Origin of the sequence: Paenibacillus sp. FSL R10-2771 (assembly GCF_038000205.1) — a bacterium.
In the GTDB taxonomy this organism is placed as follows: Bacteria; Bacillota; Bacilli; order Paenibacillales; family Paenibacillaceae; genus Paenibacillus_AQ; species Paenibacillus_AQ phytohabitans.
The window spans coordinates 7,499,561-7,521,892 of the sequence record NZ_JBBOBM010000001.1; the positions used below are offsets into that span (position 1 = coordinate 7,499,561).

The window sequence follows — 22,332 nt, forward strand, 5'->3', positions numbered from 1 at the left end:
CGTAATTTATGTGCTGCTGATTCTGATTGCGATGCAGCTGATCGGCGTATACTTTGTCAGCTCCATGAAGAATTCCCTGACTGATAATTTCACCAAGGACCTGAAGGCGCGTGCAGAGATGCTCTCGATCCTTACCGCCGACAAGTTCGGGAGTGAGACGGGCACGGCAGATGAAGAATCTGCTGTGGAAAGCCTGCGGGGCATGGTGAACAATCTGTATATTAACGGCGCAGAAATCCAGGTGCTGGATGCGAGCGGCAAGATTATTACCACCTCTGTTCCTTCACAGAATGATTATGTGGGCCGGCGCAATACACAGACGGTTGTCAGCCGTGCCTTACAGGGAATCAGTGACAACGAGGAATATATCATTGCGGATGACAACGTGCGCAAGAAGGTTGTGGCCAAGCCGGTGATTTCCGGTGATAAGGTCGTAGGGGCGATCTATATCGCCGCAGATATGAAGGATTTATATGCCACCATGAGCCGGATTAACAGCGTATTCCTCTCGGGGCTGCTGCTGGCGCTCGCGCTGACAGCAGTGCTGGGGGTTATACTCGCGCATACGATTACCCATCCGATAAAAGAAATGACCAAGCATGCCACTGCGGTGGCAGAAGGACGCTTCAACCGGAAGGTTCCCGTATTCGGCAACGATGAGATTGGCCAGCTAAGCCAGGCATTCAACTATATGACGGACAGACTGCGCGAAGCGCTGTCGCAGAATGAAGAGGAGAAGGAGAAGCTGTCCTCCATCCTCGCGAATATGAGTGATGGCGTGGTAGCGACAGATGAGAGCGGCGCAGTCATTCTGATGAACACCCGCGCCGCCCTGATGCTTGGAGCGGAAGGGCCGCTTCCGGAGGGAGCGCCGCTCGATGAGCTGCTCGGCCTTGACCATGAGCAGTCCGGATCGCTGGCCCAGGGCAATGCGCAGTCGGCAATGCTGCATCTGTCTCCGATGGGCGGAGAGGACCCGAATATCGTGAGGGTCACCTTCACCCCGATCCACCGGCGCGATGGCGGCCGAATCGCCGGGACGATTGCGGTGCTGCAGGATGTCACCGAGCAAGAGAATCTCGAGGAGTCCCGCCGTGAGTTCGTAGCGAATGTATCTCATGAGCTGCGGACGCCGCTCACGACCATTAAGAGCTATGCGGAGGCGCTGGATGACGGTGCGCTGGATGATCCGCAGCTTGCCGTGCGGTTTGTCGGGGTTATCCGCAACGAAACGGAGCGGATGATCCGCCTGGTCACCGATCTGCTGCATCTGTCACGCCTGGATTCGAAGGAGTCCAGTCTGCGCATTCAGCAGACAGACATCTCCGAGATGCTGGAAGATGTGGCGGACCGCTTCTCCTTCCAGATCCGCCAGAAGCGGATTCATATCAGCACGAGAGTGCATAAGGAGGTAGCCGCTGCCTGGCTGGACCGCGATCAGATTGATCAGGTGCTGGGCAACCTGGTCTCCAATGCCTTGAAATATACGCCTGAAGGCGGGACGATCCGGCTTGAAGCCCGTAAGACTGAGGACGGAATGCTGGCCGTTTCTGTACGCGATTCCGGGATCGGGATTCCGAAGAAAGATATTGAACGCATCTTCGAACGCTTTTACCGGGTCGATAAAGCCCGCTCCCGGAACATGGGCGGAACGGGTCTCGGGCTGTCCATTGCCCGGGAAATTGTCAAGGCGCACGGCGGCTCCATTTCCCTGCAGTCTGAGCTGAATGAAGGCTCTTTGGTAACGTTCACGCTGCCTTTGATGAAGCATAGGGGGAGTGAGGCGTGAAGGAGAAAATCAAGTCATGGATGCTGTTCCTGCTTATACTCGGAAGCCTTGTGGAGAGCTATTACTTAATTTACAGGCTGCCGGGCAGTGATTCGGCGGTATTGTCGGAGAGCCTCTATGTAAAGACCGATATTATGGGACCTAAAGAGAAGGTGGAGAACCTGCTCTACCCGGATAAAATGATCATTCATATGGGTGAGGACAAGCACACGCTTTTCTATCCCAGCTCAACCTTCTATAATCTGATTCTGAACCGGCTGAAGGGGCGAAGCTTCGAGAGCTTCCAGCGCCGCTCTGTGCAGGATTTCGACTGGAATAAGATCCGCAGTGAGAATTCTGGCATTGAGCTGTCCTTCGGGGCAGGCATTCCGGTAACGCTGCTGCAGCGGGTGATGCAGATCTCGCCGGATTCGCTGTTTGAAGGAGAGAGCATCGACCGGATCTGGATTTACAATATCAAGAATGATTCCAAAGCGCATGCCATCTTCTTCAGCACCCGCGGTGATATTGTGTATGAGGCGGCCAAGGCCGACCTTACGGTGCAGGATGTGCAGCAGCATGTGGACTTTGGCAAGAACCTGACACTGTACACCACGTTGAACGGGGATTATTATGTGCCTGAGGCAGCCATTCCGCTGGTTGAGGTAGTAATGCCTGCGGGTATGTATACCATTGAGCAAATGCAGAGCAATCTGTTCTTTGATGCAGGCAGCACAAGATATATCCCTGAGAAGGATGGCTCCAAAATTTACACTGACAGCAAACGCAGCCTGCAGGTGGACCAGGAGCAGAACTGGATGAGCTTTAGTGATCCTGCAGCACTTCCGGACGGGGACAGCACACCGGCGAAGGATGCGCTGGAGGCGGTGGAATTCGTCAATAACCATGGCGGCTGGAACGGAACCTATAGGCTGGCTGCGACTGAAGAAGGCCGGCAGGACCGCAAGGTGTCCTTTCAGCAATATTACGGTGCCTATCCATCTGGTTCCTATCCGATTATGAGTAATCCTCAGCTCCAGTACGGTGTGATCCATCTGGAGCTGCAGCAGGGGACTGTATCCTCTTATGAGCGCTCCCTGATGTATATGGATGAAGAGAAGTCCGAGAAAACCATTGTTGAGCTGTCCGGGGGTGAAGTGCTGAAGCAGCGGCTGACCCAGATCGGCAGCTCCTTGCGGGTTACCGATCTGACGCCCGCCTATATGCCTACGCTGACTGAGGAGAAGCTGCAGCTTCGTCCGGTCTGGCGCGTGACGCTCAGCGACGGCAGTGTACTGACGTTGAATTAGATTAGAGGAAAGCAAAGCTGATTTAACAAAAGGCGTGGAGGATCGAAGGGGGATTTTGGAACTGTAGGAGCGGTAGCGACCGCCTTTGTCTGCGGATTTCCACCGCGAAAAGCGGTTGAATTAAAGAAATCTGTAGACAACAGCGGCCGGAAGTCCAAATATTCACCGTAGTGACGTCTTAGCCTTACGTTGTTATCTGAGGAGGAAAGAGTATGGACTGGGGAAGAGCCAAAAGTGTATTAATCTACGCCTTTCTGGTGCTGAATCTGCTGCTATGCTATCAGCTATGGATAGACGTGCGTGATCAGGTCAGCGCGGGGCTTGATTTCACTTCCCTGTCCGCAGAAACGCAGGCGGTGATGGAGGAGAAGGGCATCCGGCTGCTGTGTCCGATTCCGGCTGCCACTCCGCAGCTGCCGGATATCACGTACCGCTACTCCGGAGAAGAGCAGAATGAAGTGCCGGTGAAGCTTAATGAGCCGATCGACAGCAAGCTGATGTATTCCTCGTTCTCCGAGCTGAGCAGTCTGCTGGAGAGCCGGATTCCGGATATTTCCAATTATCGTTTTGATGATCAGGAGAGTGAAGTGGGCAAGTTCGTGCTTCATCCGCTTGTAGACAACAAGTGGTCGCTGTTCAGAGTGCGGCTGGAGCTGATCAACAGCGATCAGAAGATTGTGGCGTACCGCTGGCCGCAGATTGAGATCGGTGCAAGCCGGAGTGATAATCTGCAAAAGGTGCTTCCGGCCTCACAGGCGCTCAGCAGCCTGATCGAGAAGTATTTTCCGGCCGATTCTGCGGTGAAGGAGATTGAGCTTGGCTATTACGGCGAATTGTTCAATTCCGAGAGTCAGGTGGCTTCGCCGATGTGGCGGTTTATGCTGGAGAACGGCAGTGCCTATTACGTGGATGCGATAAGTGCGGATATTATCAGTCCCAAGACAACAGAGTAGAAGGAGCAGGAGAGATATGGGGATTTCATTTACAGTACTGTCCAGCGGTTCTACCGGGAATGTGACGGTGGTGCGTAACGGCGAGACCACGCTTATGATCGATGCGGGCCTTAGCGCCAAACGGATAGATGAGCTGCTGGCGATGCGTGAGCTGACCGGAGCAGAGTTAGACGGAATTCTTGTGACCCATGAGCATTCCGATCATATTAAAGGGCTTGGGGCGATGGCGCGCAAATATGATCTTCCGATCTATGCGAATACCAATACCTGGGGAGCGATAGAGAAGGGGATCGGCAAGATTGCCGAGCATAACCGGGTCATTATGGAAACCGGGCAGCACCGGGATTTCGGCAGTATGCGGGTAGAGTCGTTCGCGATTTCCCATGATGCGGCGGAACCGGTAGCCTACAATTTCTATGACGGCAAAGAGAAGCTATGCGTAGCCACAGACCTCGGGTATGTCAGCGACAAGGTAAGGACGGCAATATCGGATGCCGATGTGCTCGTGCTGGAATCGAATCATGATATTGAGATGCTGCGGATGGGACGTTACCCGTGGAATACGAAGCGGCGGATTCTTGGCGATCTGGGGCATCTGTCCAATGAGGCAGCGGGAGCAGCGCTCAGCGAGATTCTGACGGGGCGGACCAAACGCACCTATCTGGCTCATTTGAGCAGGGACCACAACATGATGGATCTGGCAAAAATGTCCGTACGCGGGGCAATGGAGGACCGGGGCTGCTTCTTCAAAGACAGCGAGTTCAGGCTCTGTGACACCTATTATGACCGGCCTACGCCATGGGATAAGGTGAGCCAGTCATAAGGCGGTCCACTTCAGTGATTTTGTGCTCCAGCTCCTGGCGGGAGAACAGCCCTTTGTCAATCAGCAGCTCGATCATCGCACTTTGGACAAGAATCAGGTGGTAGTGTTCATCCTTAAGATCACCCAGCTTGCCGATAAACTGTACCAGATCCATACTTGTTGAGAATGACTCCATAGTCCGACCCTCCTTTTGAAATGGATTGTAGCGGGAATGTAAAAAATTCGCATCTTTTTAACACAGAAAAAATGTGGGCGGTGCTGCTGCCTGTGATACAATCATATAGAACGTTCCTTTAAGTTATGAGCTGTTGCCGCTTCTAATTCTAGTGTAGTCTTTTAGGTTGCAAAATATTCCGGATACAAGCTTATAAACTTTTTAGTAGGTTGCAAGAATAGGAGAGTCCCCTTGCGCTTAGAACCCACAGGAATGTGGTGAATGAATCAAGTGAAACCTTTTAGCACTTTGTGAAGTCTAAGAGATATAGCGGTTAAGCTCGGGCGTGGTTGCTTGGCGTTCAGGTCTTGAATGCGGTGGCAATAGAGGGGAGAGGATTTAACGTGGGATTGTTTGATGATGATTTCTATTCAACCAAGGTGTCGCGGCGCAGAGCCGGCAAACAGGGTACCTCCAATGGATACGCCGAAGGGAAATGGTCTGTCCGCAGGTCACGGCGTTCGCTGGCAACATGGCAGGTATCGCTGATCAGCTCCGTATGCAGTGCGGTTGTGGCTGTATTGCTGTTCAGTCTGGTTACGGGACAGCTCACCGAGGAGAAAGCACAGGCCCCGGCAGTCATTGACAAGGTGGCTGTGAGCAGTGCAGATCCGTTTGACCGGATTATTCAGGCTGCTGCGCTTGTCCGCCCGGCGGCAGTAAGCATCATTAATCATAAGGAAGACAACAAGGAACTTAATATTCTCGATGAGTCTGCATTAGGATCGGGAGTTATCTATAAAAAAGATGAAGATAAGGCATATATCATTACCAATAATCATGTGATTGAAGGCTCCAGCAAGCTGGAGGTTGTTACCGTGGATGGTGTGACCCGCAAGGCAGAGCTGGTCGGCGCCGACAAGGTGAGTGATATCGCAGTGCTCTCCATTGATTCCAAAGGTATCAACACGGTTGCGCAGATCGGGGATTCCTCCAAACTGCGTCTGGGTGAGACGGTCATTGCGATCGGCAACCCGCTGGGCCTCGGCGATACGCTGACCTCTGGCATTGTGAGCAATACAGAGCGGACGATCCCGGTATCTCTGAACCAGGATGGGGTATACGACTGGGAGCAGGAGGTTATCCAGACCGATGCTGCCATCAATGAAGGCAACAGCGGGGGCGCACTGGTTGACCTGGACGGCAAAGTGATCGGCATCAACACGATGAAGATTTCGGATACAGGTGTGGAGGGGCTGGGATTCGCGATTCCTGCCAACCATGTAATGGAGACAGCGGATGAGCTTGCGGCTAACGGGAAAATTGCCCGTTCCTACCTGGGCGTGTACTCTGTAGATTTGAATAATCCGTATGTACCGCTTGCTGAAGACCAGCGCAAAGAGCTTAACCTTCCAACTACGGTAACCGACGGGGTTGTAGTATTGGATGCAGTGGGTCCGGCAAAGGATGCAGGCCTGCAATTCAATGATGTAATTACCAAGTTTGATGACAAGTCGATTACATCCACCTTGTCCCTGCGCAAATATCTGTACGACCATACCAAGATCGGCGATGATCTGCAAATTACATTTTACCGCAATGGTGAAGTGAAGCAGGTGACGGTACAACTTCTTGAGAAACCCGAGGAATAAAACCGGAAGCCGCCGTATATAATAATAAGGCAGTCAGGATAACGGAAACGGTTCATGCCGTCCTTTTATGCAAAATTTAAGAGGACGGGGCCCGTTTCAAGTCCAAATTAATGGGGTAAACAATGATATCGGCTATAAATATTACTATTTAGACCAACTGGTAACCCTTACATTGGGAAGAAGACCTTATAAGGGAAAAAACGGAGAAATTCGGATGGGACAGCTTGCCTTTGTTAATAAGGTGTGGTAACATGAAATTATTCATACAATTGATACCTAATTCTCGCATTGAAAAGGGCTGTCAAATGAATCACAACCTTTCTCAATGTGTGAATTTTTTCTTTGTCTGAAGATAAAAAGAACATATTAATTTAAATTTGTGGAGGTAACACACATGCAAACAGGTACAGTTAAATGGTTCAACGCAGAAAAAGGATTCGGTTTCATCGAAGTTGAAGGCGGAAGCGACGTATTCGTTCACTTCAGCGCAATCACTGGCGACGGCTTCAAAACTTTGGACGAAGGCCAACGCGTTGAATTCAACGTTGTTCAAGGCAACCGCGGACCACAAGCCGAAAACGTTGTAAAACTGTAATTAATAGAAGGTGCCGTCCCCGCTTGTGAAAGTTGGGACGGTCTTTTTTTATCGTTACTCAGCTTGTAACATAAAGGAAGGGAGGAACGGCAATGAACTACCGGAAGAAGCCTTTGGAGGAAGTACCGGAAGAAAATACCGCAATATGGGCCTGTACCAACGATGGATGTAACGGATGGATGAGGGATAATTTCGCATTTGAGCATGCGCCTTCTTGCCGTCTCTGTCATTCCCCGATGGTTCGTAGCATGAAGATGCTGCCGCAATTGCTTAATTCGAATGGCGATCTCAAATCGCTTAAGAAAGGTATTTCCATTACCTAAACCAATGCCTTTATGAACCAAGACAACTATAAATGATGGACAAATCCAAGACGGTGAAACCGTCTTATTTTTTTTGCTTTCTTTATGTAATATTGTGATATTTGTCACAAATTTATTGAATTTCATGCTCAAACAGGGTGTATAATGTGATAATTATCACACTTTAGGCCCTGAAAATTTGACAGAATAGACATATCGAATGGGGAGAAGGAAGGGGAGAAATATGGATACAGTAATGCTGTCGCGTATACAATTTGCGTCGACGACGATTTTTCATTATTTCTTTGTGCCGGTATCAATCGGACTAGCGCTCTTAATTGCTATTATGGAGACCATGTACGTTAGAAAAGGCAATGAAGAGTACAAAAGAATGGCGCAATTCTGGGGAAAGCTGTTCCTCATTAACTTCGCAGTAGGCGTAGTGACAGGGATATTGCAGGAGTTCCAGTTCGGAATGAACTGGTCTGACTATTCGCGCTTCGTCGGTGATGTTTTTGGAGCCCCGCTAGCTATTGAAGCCTTGTTGGCATTCTTCCTTGAGTCCACGTTCATCGGAATCTGGATCTTCGGCTGGGATAAGGTATCCAAGCGTATTCATCTATTATCGATCTGGCTGGTAGCCTTCGGAACGATGCTCTCGGCATTCTGGATTCTGGCCGCCAACTCGTTCATGCAGCATCCGGTAGGTTTCCAGATCAACAACGGACGGGCTGAAATGAATGATATCTTCGCACTGATTACAAACGGTCAGCTGCTGGTGGAGTTCCCGCATACAGTGCTTGCCGCATACGCTACAGGCGCATTCCTCGTAACGGGGATCAGTGCTTATAAATTGCTTAAGAAGCAGGACGTGGCCTTTTTCCGTAAATCGTTCGAGATCGCGGCCATTGTCGGTATTATCTCTTCATTTGGCGTAGCTGTTGCCGGACATGCCCAAGCGCAGTATCTGGTTGAAACACAGCCAATGAAGATGGCTGCTTCTGAAGGGCTATGGGGTGAGAGCGGCGACCCGGCACCTTGGACAGTCTTTGCTAATATCGATACAGAGAATCAGACCAGCAGCGGAGAGGTGCAGATTCCGTATCTGCTCAGCTTCCTGTCTTACAGTAAATTCTCCGGTGAAGTTAAGGGTATGCTGGAGCTCCAGAAGGAGTACGAATTAGCGTATGGACCTGGAGATTATATCCCGCCTGTCAAAACAACCTTCTGGAGCTTCCGGATCATGGTTGCGGCAGGCTCGCTAATGATTGCACTTGGCGTGTATGCCATCTACCTCATGTGGCGCAAGAAGATGGACAAACCAAATACCTGGTTCATGCGGTTCATGTTCTGGGGGCTGCTGCTTCCGCCGATTGCCAACACGTCAGGCTGGATTATGACGGAGATCGGGCGTCAGCCATGGACAGTATTCGGACTTATGACTACGGAAGACAGTGTATCACCTAATATTACAAGCGGACAGGTGCTGTTCTCGGTGATTTCGTTTACCGCAATCTATGCCATACTGGGTGCGGTAATGATCGGCCTGTTCATCAAGGTTATCAAAAAAGGCCCTTATGCTATGGATAACGAACACGGCGAATCCCACGATCCGTATAACAAGGAGGATTAACCCATGTCACTTAATGAATTATGGTTTCTGCTGATTGCAGTGCTGTTTGTCGGGTTCTTCTTCCTTGAAGGCTTTGACTTCGGTGTAGGGATGGAGACGCAGATTCTGGCCAAGAATGATACAGAGCGCCGGGTACTGATTAATTCCATCGGTCCGTTCTGGGATGCGAATGAGGTATGGCTGATTACGGGAGCAGGCGCGATGTTTGCCGCCTTCCCGCATTGGTATGCGACGCTGTTCAGCGGATTCTATATCCCGTTCGTGTTCGCCCTGCTGGCGCTGATTGCCCGCGGTGTTGCCTTTGAATTCAGAGGTAAACGCGATTCGAAGACGTGGCAGAAAACCTGGGATGTCTGCATCTTCTTCGGCAGCTTCCTGCCGCCGTTCCTGCTGGCTGTGGTGTTCGCCAGCTTCATCAAAGGCTTGCCGATTGACGGGGATATGCAGATGTATGCCGGTTTCTTCGATATCGTAAATGCCTATACAGTTGTAGCGGGAATTACAGTAGTCCTGCTGTGTCTGGTACATGGACTGATGTTCACTACGCTCCGCACCCTGGGAGACTTGCAGGAGCGGGCCCGTAAGCTGGCCCAGAAACTGCTGATTCCTCTGGCAGTGCTGCTGGTGGCCTTCGTTATAATGACGTACAATATGACAGATATCTTCGATAAACGCGGAACCCTGCTATGGATTGTAGTTGCTCTGGGCGTAGTCGCTTATCTGCTCTCCGGATACTTTATGACCAAGAAGAAGGATGGTTATGCCTTCGGAATGACCGGGGCAGTAATGGCGCTGTCGGTAGCTTCGATCTTCATCGGACTGTTCCCGCGGGTGATGATCAGCTCGCTGGATCAGGCGTTCAACCTGACGATTACGAATGCGGCTTCCGGCCACTATTCACTGAAGGTAATGACGATCGTGGCGCTGACCTTGCTGCCATTCGTGCTTGGTTATCAGATCTGGAGTTATTTCATCTTCCACAAACGGGTTCACGAGAAGGAGCATCTTGAATACTAATGGATAAAAATTTGCTTGGGTACAAAGGAGTAAAGCCTGTCTTTCTGATTGTCGGCTTCCTTACCCTGGTGCAAAGCCTGTCCATTCTTCTGCTGGCGAAATCGCTGGCCGAAGTTGTCTCTGCGCTGTTTGCGGGAGAACCGCTGAAGGAACAAGGGGCTAAATCGCTCTTGTTCCTTCTTGCGTTTCTCGTGCGCCATGCCTGTGCCATGCTGATGAGCCGCACATCTTACCGCTTCGCGGAAGCTACCGGCAGCAGCATGCGGAGACAAATGATGGACAAGCTGTTCCAGCTGGGACCGAGGCTGGCAGGTGACCGGGGAACCGGAAATGTGGTCACACTTGTGCTTGAAGGAGTAACCAAGTTCCGCACTTACCTGGAACTGATTATTCCGCGGATGGTCGGTATGGCGGTAACACCGGCTCTGCTGCTTGTCTATGTATATACCCAGGATACGTCCAGCGGTGTCATTCTTACCTTAACGATGCCGATCATCATTGTCTTCATGATTCTGATCGGTATGACGGCCCGCAAGCAGATGGACCGTCAGCTGAAGTCCTATCGTACGCTTTCCAATCATTTCGTGGATTCGCTGCGCGGGCTGGAAACCCTGAAATTCCTTGGACGCAGCCGCAGCCATAGCGAGAGTATTGCAGCGGTCAGCGACCGCTACCGCTCGGCCACGATGCGTACGCTGCGCGTGGCGTTCCTGTCTTCATTCGCAATGGACTTCTTCACCATGCTGTCGGTGGCATCGGTAGCGGTAAGCCTCGGGCTGCGTCTGGTCAATGAGCAGATGACACTGGTTACGGGGTTAACGATCCTGATTCTGGCCCCGGAATATTTCCTGCCGGTACGGCTGGTGGGCGCGGACTTCCATGCCACACTCGACGGCAAGGAAGCCGGAGAAGCGATGAAGAGCATTATTGACCGCGAGACCGTGCAGGCGAAGCTGCTGGAGCCGGGGGAAGAGGAAGCTATACAAGATGGGAAGGCTCCGGGAGCGTTTTTCACGTGGAACAATAACAGCACTTTACGGCTTAACGAAGTTAGCGTCAAATATGAAGAAGAAGGCGCATCCTCGCTCGAAGAGGTGAAGCTTGAATTCAACAGATATGCGAAGATCGGCATTATCGGGGAGAGCGGGGCAGGCAAGTCTACACTCGTGGATATCCTGGGCGGCTTCCTTCATCCGACCTCCGGCAATATCACGATTAACGGAAATGGGGTCAGTGCGCTTACGGATGAGGAATGGCGCAAGCAGACCGCTTATATCCCGCAGCGTCCTTACATCTTCAGCGGCACACTGGCTGACAATGTGCGGTTCTATTATCCGGAGGCTACGCAGGAAGCTGTTGCGGCAGCACTGGAGTCTGCCGGATTATCAAAGCTGGTATCTTCGCTGCCGGGCGGCTTGGATGAAATGATCGGGGGCGGCGGACGTTCGCTAAGCGGCGGACAAGAGCAGCGTGTGGCACTGGCCCGTGCTCTCTTGAGCAGCCGTCCGGTTATGCTGCTGGATGAGCCGACGGCTCACTTGGACATTGAGACAGAATATGAGCTGAAGGAAACGATGCTGCCGCTGTTCGAAGGCAAGCTGGTATTCCTGGCTACGCACCGCCTGCACTGGATGACCGACATGGATCTGATTGTCGTCATGCAGCAGGGACGGGTAGCCGAAGTCGGCACACACAGCGAGCTGACAGCCCGTAAGGGTGCTTACTATGAGCTTATTCAAAGTCAATTGGAGGGAATCCATTGAAACGTGAAGGATGGTTTGCTCCCTATTACTCTGCCTACTTCTGGCGGTTCGTGCTGATCATTGCATTAGGCGCACTGACGATCTTCTCGGCGTCTTCCCTGATGTATACCTCAGGCTTCCTGATCTCGAAGGCATCGATTCCGCCGGAAAATATACTGATGATCTATGTACCAATTGTCGGCGTGCGTACTTTCGGAACCAGCCGGGCCGTCATCCACTATGTGGAGCGGCTCGTAGGACATGATACGATTCTTCGCATTCTCTCGAAGATGCGGATCCGGCTCTACAACATTCTGGAGCCGCAGGCCTTGTTCCTGTCCTCGCGCTTCAAGACCGGGGATATTCTCGGCATGCTGGCCGACGATATCGAATATCTGCAGAATGTGTATCTCCGCACGGTCTTCCCGAGCATCATCGCGCTCCTGATCTATGCGGTAGCCGTTATTTCGCTCGGCACGTTTGATCTGGCGTTTGCCCTGCTTATGGGCCTGTACATGCTGATCCTGGTGGCCGTATTGCCGCTGATCTCCCTGCTGTTCACACAGAAGCGTCAGCGTCAGGTGAAGCAGGAGCGCAACCGGCTGTATCAGAAGCTGACCGATGCCGTGCTGGGTCTGGGCGACTGGGTAATCAGCGGACGGCAGAGCCAGTTCGTCGACACCTATGAGGCCGACGAACAGACCGTCGCCCGGACGGACGGTGCGCTGCGGCGCTGGGCGCGGCTGCGCATGTTCATCGGCCAAGCCGTTGTCGGGCTTGGCGTGCTGTCCCTGCTCTACTGGGCAGGCGGACAGTATGCCGATGGAGCGATTGCCGGAACGCTGATTGCCGCGTTCGTGCTCGTCGTCTTCCCGGTAGCGGATGCTTTCCTGCCCGTATCGGAGGCCATGGAGAAAATTCCGCAATACCGGAATTCACTGGAGCGTCTGAACGGGGTAGAAGCAGCGGAGGGAGCTGTACCGCTTGCGGCCGAAGCAGTTAAGAATGCAGAAGCCAAAGCGAAGGCGGCTGCCGCTGTGCAGGTTATTCAGACCAGCGGGCAGGCCCATATTGAACTGAAGTCGGCGGGCTACCGCTACGCGGCGGGAGACGACTGGTCAGTGCAGAATATGGTGCTGAACCTGCCGCAGGGCCGGAAGGTTGCCGTGATTGGCCGCAGCGGAGCCGGTAAATCGACGCTGCTCAAGATGGTACAAGGCGTAATCACGCCAACCATCGGCTCAGCCACGATTAACGGAATTGACGCTGCGGCTTACGGTGAGCAGATTCCGCAGCTCATCGCCGTGCTGAACCAGAGCCCGCATCTGTTCGACACCACGGTGGCGAACAATATCCGGCTCGGGGACCCGGGTGCTTCGGAGGCAGCGGTTAAGCAGGCGGCAGCCCTGGCGAAGCTGGATCCATTGATCTCTTCGCTGCCGGAGGGCTATAACACTCCGGTACGCGAAGCAGGGCAGCGCTTCTCCGGCGGAGAGCGCCAGCGGATCGCACTGGCCCGTATTCTGCTGCAGAATACGCCGGTTGTTGTGCTCGATGAGCCAACGGTAGGCCTTGACCCGCGCACGGAGCGCGAGCTGCTGGCCACCATGTTCGAGGCGATGGCGGGCAAGACGCTGATCTGGGTTACCCATCATCTGGTGGGTGCGGAGCAGATGGATGAGGTTATTTTCATGGAGAATGGCCTGGTGGAGATGCGCGGCACCCATGCGGAGCTGATGGAGCGGGAACCGCGTTACCGCAAGCTGTATGAGCTGGACCGGCCGAGTCAACTCAATTCATAAATGTTGCGGACGGCAAATAAATATGGATAGATCAAGAAGCTCTTTCCGCCCGGTTGCCGGGTAGAGAGAGCTTTTTTGATCTTTTTAAAGTAAATCCTCCATTGGGAGGAAGGGTATTCAAACGGAATCTCCGGGATAGCTGTACAATATGCAATTAAAAACAGCGATAAGGTCTACTTGCAGACTATAACTGTAGTTCATACAACTAAATTAGCCCGAATTCGTTAATGCGGTCATTATAAGGCCGCTTAAGTGTACAGAATACAATTAAACGGATGCCGGGGCGGAAAACAGACTTTTTAGTTGTACGAAGTGCAGTTAAAGCGCAACAGATGTAAAGAAAGCGGGATAGCTGTATATCTGCTGTGCTTCAACAAGCGATTGTCAAAAGTAGAATTCACTGCGATTAATCTGAGGTAGTACCTGCCCGTTATATACCGTACCGCTCCGACACCCAATCCGCGAACATGGCATAGTCTTTCTCTACCTGCCCGGCATAGCCGTAAGCCCATTCTGCGATATAACGGGCAAAGGCATCAGAATCGGGACCCATGGCCTTGGCGATCTCCTGCTCACTGTGATAGTCGAGAATACCCTTGTCGACATCGGCGTCGGCGCGGGCATGCATTTTGGCGGTCAGGCTGCCCATCTGCTGGATAACTGCGGTCAGCTCGTCCATGTCAGCGATATTCTCCAGCTTCAGACTTTTTTTGTACGGGGAACGCTCTCTGACATAGAACTCCCGGCCGTCCATCGTTAAGAAGCCGAGGTAGGGATCAGCCTTGTGGTGCATCGCCTGCTGGGTCGCGGATACACGTTTGCCCTGATGGGCAAAGGATTGCCAGAACGAATCCGAGTAGGGCAGAAAATAGGCGGGAACGGGAACACGGACTTCTTTGACCTCAAGTACCGTATCGTCGGTCCCGGCCTGCTCCATGCCGCCTTCAATGAGAATATAATAGCGGTCCAGTCCGATGGAAGCCGTTCCCGAGCCGCGTTTGACCGCGATGTCCTTGATCCGGAAATGCTCCTCGTTCAGGCTGCGCGTAACCACTGTCTGTGTATAGAAGCTCCAGGCCAGCTCCAGCTGTGCCTGCTCGGCAGCTCCGGGAATCAGCAGCTCCGAGGTCTCGAGGAATACCCGGCTGGTCTGCATCTGGGCAGTGACCTTCTCCAGGAAATGACTCTGCCGGCGTTTCTCCAGCTTGCGGAGCAGCTTCTTGACGGGGCCTTTGGCCGTATCCTCATCCAGGACGAAATTTCCGGGATTGTCTTTACCATCACAAAAGCGGTGAATTTGCCGGTAATACGCCTCCGCATAACTCCGGCTCAGCTTAAGCTGTTCTGTCTGACCCAGCCCGAGCTGCCTGCCGGCAAGCGCAATACTGACCGCCATCCGCAGCAGATCGTACAGATAAGAGCCGACATACCCCTCGTCAAAATCATTCACATCATACACAATCTCCCCGTCTTCACTGCGGAAAGCGCCGAAGTTCTCGAAATGCAGGTCCCCTTGAATCCATGTAGGGCGCCCGGGTGAGCTGTGGTAAGGGAAGTACTGCCTTGTCGTGTCAAAATAAAACAGATAGGCGCTGCCCCGGTAGAAGGAAAAGGCATTTTGCGCCATTTTGCTGTATTTCTCCGTTCTCCGGTCAGGAGATAGGGCCATGATGCTGCCGTCGAACTCGTCAAAAATAGAAACCAGCAAATCCTTGCGCAGCTTTGAACGTGTACGTATGACTCCTTCGGTAATAGACTGGTTAACCATGCAGTGCTCCTTTCCGGAAATCGGTTATGGCTTGGTATATTGGTATAGTTGATTATATCTAATATTTCCATGGACTTCTAATTTGGCAGGCGTGATATACTGAAATGGATTTTGCAGCAAGGATTATGGCGGGACGGGGTGGAAGCATGTGAGGATGAATTGTTCCTGCGACTATAGATAAGGGGATATTAGAAGATGCAATTAACATGGGATCTGGACCGGATCTATCCCTCCTTCCAGTCGGAGCAATTTCAGCAGGACCGCAGGCTGGTGGAGACACTTGCCGGGGAGCTGAATACATGGTCAGCCTCGCAGATGAATAGCGCTCAGGATGCTGCTAGTGTGATGGGAGAGTTCCTTAGACAATATAATGCTTATCAACATATATATCTTCGCTTGTTCAGCTACGCGGAATTAAGATTCAGCGCAGACAGCAGTAATACGGAAGCCGTTAATCTGATGGATGAGCTGGAGGAGGTTACTTACGGTGCGGGTGAAGCTTTAGTCAGCTTCAGTAAATGGCTGGCGAAGGTAAGCGCAGAGGAACTGGAGCGGAGTATCGGGTCGAGCGCTTATCTGGAGCAGCACGGCTTCTACTTGCGCGAGCTTAAGAGTAAATCAGAGCATTTACTCAGCGAGGAAGGCGAAGCAGTGATTGCCCGGATGCAGGCGACGGGGTCCAAGGCTTGGGAGCGGCTGTACATGCAGACGCTGTCTACCTTGCGGGTCGAGGCGGAGCTGGACGGGCTGAGCCGGAGTGTGTCGCTTGCCGAGCTGCGCAATCTCGCCTATGATCCCGATCCTGCGGTACGCCGGGCAGCGGCAGAAGCGGAGCATGAGGCCTGCCGCAGTGTAGCGGAGCAGAGTGCAGCCTGCATTAATGCCGTAACCGGGGAGGCTGCAGCCGTCTATGAGCTGAGAGGATATGCTTCACCTCTGCATAAAGTGCTGGAAGCATCGCGGATGGATCAGGAGACACTTCAGGTGATGCTTCAGGCCATCGAAGAGAGCCTGCCGGACTTTCGGCGTTATTATGCCAAAAAGGCGGCGTTGCTGGGGCATGCGGGAGGGCTGCCTTTTTGTGATGTTTTTGCGCCTGTCGGGACGGCGGAAGCTGCTGCGGAGCGCATCACTTATGCTGAGGCCCAGGCGATGATTATTGCCGGCTTCAGCAGGTTCAGCCCGGAGCTTGGCGCATTCGCCCGTAAGGTGTTTGAGCAGCGCTGGATCGATGCCGAACCGCGGAGCGGTAAAGGCAGCTTCGGGATGTGCGTTGATATTTTCCCGGTTGGGGAGAGCCGGATCATTACCAGCTTCAATGGCAATTATATAGATGTGAGTGTGCTGGCCCACGAGATCGGTCATGCGTACCACAGCAGCCGCTTAGCTGGAGAAACGATGGTTAACACGGAATATCCGGTTCCGATTGCCGAGACGGCGTCGATTTTTTGTGAGAGTCTGATTCATGTGGAGCTGCTTCAGTCTCTGCCTGCGGGTGAAGCGGCTGCCATACTGGAGCGGAGTCTCTCGGATGCAGGGTATTATATCGTTGATTTCTATGCCCGGTATGGCTTCGAGAGCGGGTTATATGCCCGCAGGAAATCCGGTGCTCTGTCTGTGGAGGAGCTGAATGCGCTGATGCTGGAATCCATGCATGCGGCTTACGGTGAAAGTGTGCTGCCGGACTCGATTCATCCTTACCAGTGGATCAGCAAAGCCGGGTATTATATGGCGGGTAATGAGTTCTTGAACTTCCCGTATTCCTTCGGATTATTATTTTCCAAAGGCCTGTATGCGCAGTACAAGAAGCGGGGCGGAGCCTTCGTAGAGCGCTATGAGCAGTTCCTCTCAGCCAGCAGTACCCGGAGTATTGCGGATGCCGCAAAGCTGATGGATATCGATGTACATTCACTGGCATTCTGGCAGGATGCGCTCGGGCTGATTGCCGGAGATATTGATAAGTTTACAGGGCGGGAATAAGGCGGGGATTTTGCTCTGCGGAAGGTTCCTTTTTGCCGGGAAATGTGGTAGAACAGTAGTAGAAGTATACACCGAAGCGGCACAGAAAGGGATGCTTGATTGAATGTATGTAGTGTGTAAGGAACACGTAGAGCTGGCCATCGACAAATTTGTGGACGAATACGAGGATGCACCCGATGTAGTGGATCTGAAGGAGACGGAGTTCTCGGACTGGGACCCGCCGGCGAAATGTGCGGAATGCGAGCAGAATGCGGAATATCTGGTGGTCTGAGGACTGCTGTAATTAAAAACACCCTGTAGCCGTGAAGGCTGCGGGGTGTTTGGGCTTTCTGGCATAAACATTACTTAATGTTAGGCGTCTGCTGCTTCCGCCATTTCGGCCAGCGTGCTGCTCTGGCTGCTGCGCCCATATATAAAGGCTGATACAATCGCCACGATTGCCGCAATGGATAATCCCCAGTAGATGTTGGAGTAAGCTGTCTGGAGCGGTAGACCACGTTGCCATTCCAGAGCACTTGCGGCCATCGCCACGCTGAAGGCTCCGCTGAAGAACTGCAGCAGCTGGAACAGCCCCATTCCGGAGCCAATCTGCGAAGAAGGCAGGATGCGCGAGATTTCGTTCGATACGCTGCTGGACAGTACGGTGAACGAGAGACTCATAATCATATAGACGAGCATGACAGCAACCCACGACCGCCCGGCGAACAAGGCGAACAGTACGGTCGCGGCCAGTACCAGGAACGGTGCCAGGCGCAGAATTCCGGCATTGCCGTAGCGGTCAATGATCCGCCCCACGGTGCGGGAGACGAAGATCGCCAGCAGCGAGCCGGGGAAGATTACAAGTCCGGCATGGCTGGCGCTGAAGCCGAAGCGGTGAACCAGAATCTGCGGCAGCAGGAACAAGGTGGCGAAGCTGCACAGGTAGGAGGCGACACCCACCAGGGCCAGCACGAGATAGGACCGGTTACGGAACAGCGCCGGCATCACGAATGGATCAGGAGTGGTACGGATGCGGCCGACAAACAAGATAATTGCTACTATTCCGGCGATCAGGGCAACCCACAGTCCGCTGGTCAGGAACAGCAGCAGACCGGTGGTGCCGACACCGAGGAACACACCGCCCAGGATGTCGAAGGAGCCCCGGGTGGGAACTTCCTTAGGCAGCAGGATCAGGAATAGCGGTACCAGGAGCAGAATAGCTGCGGTGACCGCGAACAGCCAGGTCCAGCCGAGATACTCGACAATGGAACCTCCGGCTACCGGCCCGAGTCCCAGACCCAGCGAAACAGCGGACATGATCGTCGCCATTGCTTTGCCGCGGCGGGCCTGCGGGACATAACGGGTGAACAGGACGAGCGATAAGGACATGACTGCGCCTGCTCCCGAAGCTTGCAGAATGCGCACTATAAGCAGGAAGATAAAGTTGGTGCTGAAGAAACCGGCCACAGCAGCAAGCCCTAGCGTAAGCAGCCCGATAACCAGCAGCCGGCGGATCGGCAGGAAGTCAGAGAGCCGGCTGTATGTGATTGAGGCAATAGAGAACATGATGGAATACCCGGTAACAATCCAGGAGGCGGATGCTGCTGTGATGCCGAAGGTCTCGGTCACATCAGGCAATGCCAGATTGAACATCGCTGTATTCATAATGACGAGAACAACAGCAACGCTGAATAGCAGAGTCAGCAGTCCTTCGCGTGGAAGAGTTGCCTGCGGAGCAGCGGTTGAATCGTTTGTACTGTCCTCAGATGTATGTAATGAGGTCATTTAAGGGCCACTCCTTTGTTATTGGACTTATTTAAAATAAAAAACTAAACATTTTTATTTTATAGTTCGATTACTTACGAACAATTGAAATATAGCATGGGCTGATGTAAAATGCAATTAGGAAATAAACAAATCATCTGGAATTTAAAATATATAAATGAATGACAACTATTTGTATTTCAAAGGAGTCTTTCTTATGAAGCAGCTTCATCATCCGGAACGCAAGGATATTCAGCTCGCCTCTGTGCTGTATGCGCTTAGCGATCCGGTCCGTTTATATGTCGTGTCGGAAATCCGCAAACATGGCGCACAGGCCTGCAACAGCTTCAAGGTGCCGATTGCCAAGTCCACCCTGACCCATCATTCCCGGACACTGCGCGAAGCCGGCATAGTGAATACGCGGGTGCAGGGCACGCAGCGTATTCTGTCACTGCGGACAGAGGATCTGGAGGAGCGGTTCCCTGGGCTTCTGGATTCAATATTGCTGGCGTATGAAAAGACGGAGCCCGGTGAGGGATTCGGGGAGCAGGAGCAAGTGACGGAAGAGCAGGGGTAGCGCGAGCAGTAAGATAGCTGAAAGAGCTAGGAGACAGGAATAGTAAAGGCGGATTCCGGTTTATTTTTACCCGGAAATGTGGTAGAACATAGAGGATAACCTTAAGCAGAAAGGACGTAGCGGATACGTCCTTTTGCTGTTTATATAATGAGATAACGGTGATTGAGCCGTGGGACACTATTATGGAGCCCTCTTGATCGGCGAAGGCAAACTCAGGGGGCTTCTGGAACCTCAGCGAATGGTCAGGTGTATATAGAAGCATAACCCACAGGAGGAAGACATGTTCATTCAGATTATCGGCGTAGGCAAATTGAAGGAAAAGTATTTGGTCAGCGGCATCGCAGAATATGCCAAGCGGCTGACGCCATACCTCAAGTTCCAGATGATTGAGGTGGCGGATGAGAAAGCACCTGACAACCTCAGCGATGCGGAGGTTGTTCAGGTGAAGGTGCGCGAGGGCGAGCGTATCCTCGCGCATATCAAGAGCGAGGCGCATGTCATTGCGCTCGCGATCGACGGCAAGCTCTGGAGCTCGGAAGAGCTTGCCGCCGAGATCGACCGGCTCGGCACCTACGGGACGAGCCATGTCGTCTTTGTCATCGGAGGCAGCCACGGGCTCTCCGATGAGGTAATACGCCGCGCCCAGCAGCGCATGAGCTTCGGCCGAATGACGCTGCCCCATCAGCTCATGCGGCTGGTGCTGGTGGAGCAGGTTTACCGGGCGGTGAAGATCAATCGGGGGGAACCTTATCACAAGTAGGGGGAAGTTTTTGAAGAAAACCTGCAGAAGCCTCTATCTACATGATCACTACAAGGGCAGGGTATGTCACACTCTGGCAGGAACGATGTGTATTTACCGTTAAAACAAGTAGGGCGCCAATGTCTATGAAGCCTCTTTAATTCCTTTAATAACAATAAGAGCGGAACATAAGCTAACAGCTTTATGCCCCGCTCTTATTTACGTTCACTCGTTCTCTTGCACTTTCTCATACTCTATCTCAATCAGCTTGAAAAAATCAGATGGTTTGATTTTCAGTCCCTTACAGAGATCAAATATTTTCGTGACGGAGGGCTCATTTCTGCCAACCTCAATCATGGAAATGTAGGATCGGTCGACGTTGCATTCATGGGCCAGATCTTCTTGGCTTAAACCTTGTTTGATACGTATAGCTTTAACGGTTTTTCCGATTATCTGCTTAATGATGTTGGACGGATCGCTCAAGGAAAATAACCCCTTTTAAGTCCATTATCAATCTGATATAATGGTCGTGACAGATAAAGTATTCAACAAAAAGTAAAATAAATACATATATTAGGCCTCTTCTGCACTTCCCTGTAGTTTCTATATGATTCAAAGTTGCTCAGCCCAAAACATGCCGTACAGATAATGTACCTTCATCTATTTAAAAATATTCTTACAGTCTAAAGGAGGCCCTACCCGTGCGCCCATCCTTTCTAAAATCACTCAACCTTGATGTTATTGTGGAGATGATAGAGATGGCTTGCCGCTTGGAGAAGTGGGACAAAGTCATTGAGACATCAGAGATTTTGTATAAATGTGTGCAGTACTTGTATCAGGAACAGCAGTATCGGAAGGCTAAATCTTCACCACTGTTGACAATCGGGCTAGAGCATCCACTGGTCTATTATTACGGATTCAGTTATCTGACTCGGGGGATGGCTTATCAAACGAAAGAGAACTATGAGGAAGCACGGGCATATATAGATAAGTATGCCGAGTTGGGATGGTTGGAGGATCTAGGTGAGGACGGGCTGGAAGTTGTAGAGGAATTCCGATTTCTGGCACAAGCAAACGGATATGCACTTGAACTTATGTCTGGGCAGGTGGGGGTTCTGACTTCTTATACTGTCTTTCTGCGGGAGAATCCAGAAGAAGTACTGCCCGGATTGGATGTGATTCTGCAGGCTGCGCTGCGGTATGGGCTGGATGTGGACGAGTTGCTGATGATGTTCGCGGAGCATACAGCAGAATTCAGCACATATGAGGATGAGGGAAATCTAGAACACTTTTATCGCTTCAGTCATCATTTGGCGCTATACTATAAGCGGGCGGGAAGAATGGTGGAAGCACTGGAGCAGATACTGCAAGCAGTGAGGCTGGCCTATCGGTCGGGGAACGACAGTCATTCTACTAGAAGTCTGGCGCTCTTCGAATCGTTGCGCGATTGGGCAACGGTGGAGCAGGTGAGCGAGATTCAGGCGTTAATTATGGGGTGAACACCGTGATGGATAAGGAAATATTGAAGCTCGTCGGAACCCGGATTTGTGCTCTTCGGAAAGAGCGTGGCGAGAAGAACGTTTCTTTATTGAATTTACATAAGATAGCGGAATCGCTTGAAGTTAATTTAGTTCAGCTGTTTGCGTATCAGAATGAAGAGTTTATGGTTACCTCAGCTGAGAGCGATATTCAGGATATTGTAGGTATGCTTCGTGAGGCCAATGATGAGAAGGTACGCGTGGCGAAAAATGTACTTAAAGAATTATTATGAGAT

Annotated in this window: 21 protein-coding genes; 17 read left to right on the plus strand and 4 right to left on the minus strand. The window is 52.0% G+C overall.

Annotated features, from left to right (window positions below; all coding sequences use genetic code 11):
• Positions 1–31 precede the first annotated feature (31 nt).
• The 4 genes from walK to NSU14_RS32540 all read left to right on the plus strand — a co-directional run bounded on the left by walK (position 32) and on the right by NSU14_RS32540 (position 4,854).
• Entirely contained in the window at positions 32–1,789 is a 1,758-nt protein-coding gene (gene walK, locus NSU14_RS32525) for a cell wall metabolism sensor histidine kinase WalK (RefSeq protein WP_445670105.1), read from the plus strand.
• The gene (locus tag NSU14_RS32530; RefSeq protein ID WP_336101303.1) at positions 1,786–3,078 is read left to right on the plus strand and encodes a YycH family regulatory protein; all 1,293 of its coding nucleotides are present in this window, start codon (positions 1,786–1,788) and stop codon (positions 3,076–3,078) included. Before walK ends, NSU14_RS32530 begins: the two co-directional genes overlap by 4 nt.
• 212 nt (positions 3,079–3,290) lie before the next feature.
• Positions 3,291–4,031: a two-component system regulatory protein YycI gene (gene yycI / locus NSU14_RS32535; protein WP_336101302.1), complete on the plus strand. Its 741-nt coding sequence runs from the start codon at positions 3,291–3,293 to the stop codon at positions 4,029–4,031.
• Positions 4,032–4,047: 16 nt separating this feature from the next.
• Entirely contained in the window at positions 4,048–4,854 is an 807-nt protein-coding gene (locus NSU14_RS32540) for an MBL fold metallo-hydrolase (RefSeq protein WP_076243729.1), read from the plus strand.
• On the opposite strand, the gene NSU14_RS32545 is transcribed toward NSU14_RS32540, so the two are convergent.
• Positions 4,823–5,029, minus strand: coding sequence for a hypothetical protein (locus NSU14_RS32545; protein WP_039295868.1), 207 nt, complete (start codon positions 5,027–5,029; stop codon positions 4,823–4,825). The genes NSU14_RS32540 and NSU14_RS32545 overlap by 32 nt on opposite strands.
• Before the next feature lie 383 nt (positions 5,030–5,412).
• Here NSU14_RS32545 and NSU14_RS32550 point away from each other — a divergent pair, with 383 nt between their 5' ends.
• From NSU14_RS32550 to cydC, 7 genes are all read left to right on the plus strand, one after another.
• The gene (locus NSU14_RS32550; protein WP_336101300.1) at positions 5,413–6,660 is read left to right on the plus strand and encodes a S1C family serine protease; all 1,248 of its coding nucleotides are present in this window, start codon (positions 5,413–5,415) and stop codon (positions 6,658–6,660) included.
• 394 nt (positions 6,661–7,054) lie between these two features.
• Positions 7,055–7,255, plus strand: a complete 201-nt coding sequence (locus NSU14_RS32555) for a cold-shock protein (RefSeq protein WP_019914582.1) — start codon at positions 7,055–7,057, stop codon at positions 7,253–7,255.
• A 92-nt stretch (positions 7,256–7,347) separates the two neighbouring features.
• Positions 7,348–7,578: a cold-shock protein gene (locus tag NSU14_RS32560; RefSeq protein WP_039295880.1), complete on the plus strand. Its 231-nt coding sequence runs from the start codon at positions 7,348–7,350 to the stop codon at positions 7,576–7,578.
• A 223-nt stretch (positions 7,579–7,801) separates the two neighbouring features.
• Complete coding sequence (locus NSU14_RS32565) at positions 7,802–9,190, plus strand: cytochrome ubiquinol oxidase subunit I (RefSeq protein WP_171717756.1); 1,389 nt, start codon at positions 7,802–7,804, stop codon at positions 9,188–9,190.
• Between the two features lie 3 nt (positions 9,191–9,193).
• Entirely contained in the window at positions 9,194–10,207 is a 1,014-nt protein-coding gene (cydB, locus tag NSU14_RS32570; RefSeq protein ID WP_039295886.1) for a cytochrome d ubiquinol oxidase subunit II, read from the plus strand.
• The gene (gene cydD, locus NSU14_RS32575; RefSeq protein ID WP_076243726.1) at positions 10,207–11,970 is read left to right on the plus strand and encodes a thiol reductant ABC exporter subunit CydD; all 1,764 of its coding nucleotides are present in this window, start codon (positions 10,207–10,209) and stop codon (positions 11,968–11,970) included. The genes cydB and cydD overlap by 1 nt, the downstream gene beginning before the upstream one ends.
• Entirely contained in the window at positions 11,967–13,751 is a 1,785-nt protein-coding gene (cydC, locus tag NSU14_RS32580) for a thiol reductant ABC exporter subunit CydC (protein ID WP_340948517.1), read from the plus strand. The genes cydD and cydC overlap by 4 nt, the downstream gene beginning before the upstream one ends.
• 430 nt (positions 13,752–14,181) lie before the next feature.
• On the opposite strand, the gene NSU14_RS32585 is transcribed toward cydC, so the two are convergent.
• Complete coding sequence (locus tag NSU14_RS32585; RefSeq protein ID WP_076243724.1) at positions 14,182–15,519, minus strand: DUF2252 domain-containing protein; 1,338 nt, start codon at positions 15,517–15,519, stop codon at positions 14,182–14,184.
• Between the two features lie 195 nt (positions 15,520–15,714).
• On the opposite strand from NSU14_RS32585, the gene NSU14_RS32590 reads away from it, so the two are divergent.
• Together NSU14_RS32590 and NSU14_RS32595 are read left to right on the plus strand one after the other, a co-directional pair.
• A complete protein-coding gene (locus NSU14_RS32590) occupies positions 15,715–17,499 on the plus strand; it encodes a M3 family oligoendopeptidase (protein ID WP_340948519.1) in 1,785 nt (594 codons plus the stop codon).
• Positions 17,500–17,602: 103 nt separating this feature from the next.
• Positions 17,603–17,770, plus strand: coding sequence for a CxxH/CxxC protein (locus tag NSU14_RS32595; protein WP_063776434.1), 168 nt, complete (start codon positions 17,603–17,605; stop codon positions 17,768–17,770).
• Positions 17,771–17,850: 80 nt separating this feature from the next.
• On the opposite strand, the gene NSU14_RS32600 is transcribed toward NSU14_RS32595, so the two are convergent.
• Positions 17,851–19,263 (minus strand): MFS transporter, encoded by a 1,413-nt coding sequence (locus NSU14_RS32600; RefSeq protein WP_076243722.1) that lies wholly within the window; start codon positions 19,261–19,263, stop codon positions 17,851–17,853.
• Between the two features lie 196 nt (positions 19,264–19,459).
• On the opposite strand from NSU14_RS32600, the gene NSU14_RS32605 reads away from it, so the two are divergent.
• Positions 19,460–19,819: an ArsR/SmtB family transcription factor gene (locus NSU14_RS32605; RefSeq protein WP_042140576.1), complete on the plus strand. Its 360-nt coding sequence runs from the start codon at positions 19,460–19,462 to the stop codon at positions 19,817–19,819.
• Positions 19,820–20,099: 280 nt separating this feature from the next.
• Positions 20,100–20,579: a 23S rRNA (pseudouridine(1915)-N(3))-methyltransferase RlmH gene (gene rlmH / locus NSU14_RS32610; RefSeq protein WP_340948522.1), complete on the plus strand. Its 480-nt coding sequence runs from the start codon at positions 20,100–20,102 to the stop codon at positions 20,577–20,579.
• A 204-nt stretch (positions 20,580–20,783) separates the two neighbouring features.
• On the opposite strand, the gene NSU14_RS32615 is transcribed toward rlmH, so the two are convergent.
• Positions 20,784–21,041 (minus strand): helix-turn-helix domain-containing protein, encoded by a 258-nt coding sequence (locus NSU14_RS32615; RefSeq protein WP_081972309.1) that lies wholly within the window; start codon positions 21,039–21,041, stop codon positions 20,784–20,786.
• A 218-nt stretch (positions 21,042–21,259) separates the two neighbouring features.
• Here NSU14_RS32615 and NSU14_RS32620 point away from each other — a divergent pair, with 218 nt between their 5' ends.
• Together NSU14_RS32620 and NSU14_RS32625 are read left to right on the plus strand one after the other, a co-directional pair.
• The gene (locus tag NSU14_RS32620) at positions 21,260–22,057 is read left to right on the plus strand and encodes a DNA-binding protein (protein WP_336101294.1); all 798 of its coding nucleotides are present in this window, start codon (positions 21,260–21,262) and stop codon (positions 22,055–22,057) included.
• A 5-nt stretch (positions 22,058–22,062) separates the two neighbouring features.
• Entirely contained in the window at positions 22,063–22,329 is a 267-nt protein-coding gene (locus NSU14_RS32625) for a transcriptional regulator (RefSeq protein ID WP_340949028.1), read from the plus strand.
• Positions 22,330–22,332 lie beyond the last annotated feature (3 nt).

Coding starts and splice junctions, on each gene's coding strand:
- walK (WP_445670105.1), top strand. CDS start 32: ATGCAGCTGATCGGCGTATACTTTGTCAGCTCCATGAAGAATTCCCTG.
- yycI (WP_336101302.1), top strand. CDS start 3,291: ATGGACTGGGGAAGAGCCAAAAGTGTATTAATCTACGCCTTTCTGGTG.
- NSU14_RS32540 (WP_076243729.1), top strand. CDS start 4,048: ATGGGGATTTCATTTACAGTACTGTCCAGCGGTTCTACCGGGAATGTG.
- NSU14_RS32545 (WP_039295868.1), bottom strand. CDS start 5,029: ATGGAGTCATTCTCAACAAGTATGGATCTGGTACAGTTTATCGGCAAG.
- NSU14_RS32555 (WP_019914582.1), top strand. CDS start 7,055: ATGCAAACAGGTACAGTTAAATGGTTCAACGCAGAAAAAGGATTCGGT.
- NSU14_RS32560 (WP_039295880.1), top strand. CDS start 7,348: ATGAACTACCGGAAGAAGCCTTTGGAGGAAGTACCGGAAGAAAATACC.
- NSU14_RS32565 (WP_171717756.1), top strand. CDS start 7,802: ATGGATACAGTAATGCTGTCGCGTATACAATTTGCGTCGACGACGATT.
- cydB (WP_039295886.1), top strand. CDS start 9,194: ATGTCACTTAATGAATTATGGTTTCTGCTGATTGCAGTGCTGTTTGTC.
- cydD (WP_076243726.1), top strand. CDS start 10,207: ATGGATAAAAATTTGCTTGGGTACAAAGGAGTAAAGCCTGTCTTTCTG.
- NSU14_RS32585 (WP_076243724.1), bottom strand. CDS start 15,519: ATGGTTAACCAGTCTATTACCGAAGGAGTCATACGTACACGTTCAAAG.
- NSU14_RS32590 (WP_340948519.1), top strand. CDS start 15,715: ATGCAATTAACATGGGATCTGGACCGGATCTATCCCTCCTTCCAGTCG.
- NSU14_RS32595 (WP_063776434.1), top strand. CDS start 17,603: ATGTATGTAGTGTGTAAGGAACACGTAGAGCTGGCCATCGACAAATTT.
- NSU14_RS32600 (WP_076243722.1), bottom strand. CDS start 19,263: ATGACCTCATTACATACATCTGAGGACAGTACAAACGATTCAACCGCT.
- NSU14_RS32605 (WP_042140576.1), top strand. CDS start 19,460: ATGAAGCAGCTTCATCATCCGGAACGCAAGGATATTCAGCTCGCCTCT.
- rlmH (WP_340948522.1), top strand. CDS start 20,100: ATGTTCATTCAGATTATCGGCGTAGGCAAATTGAAGGAAAAGTATTTG.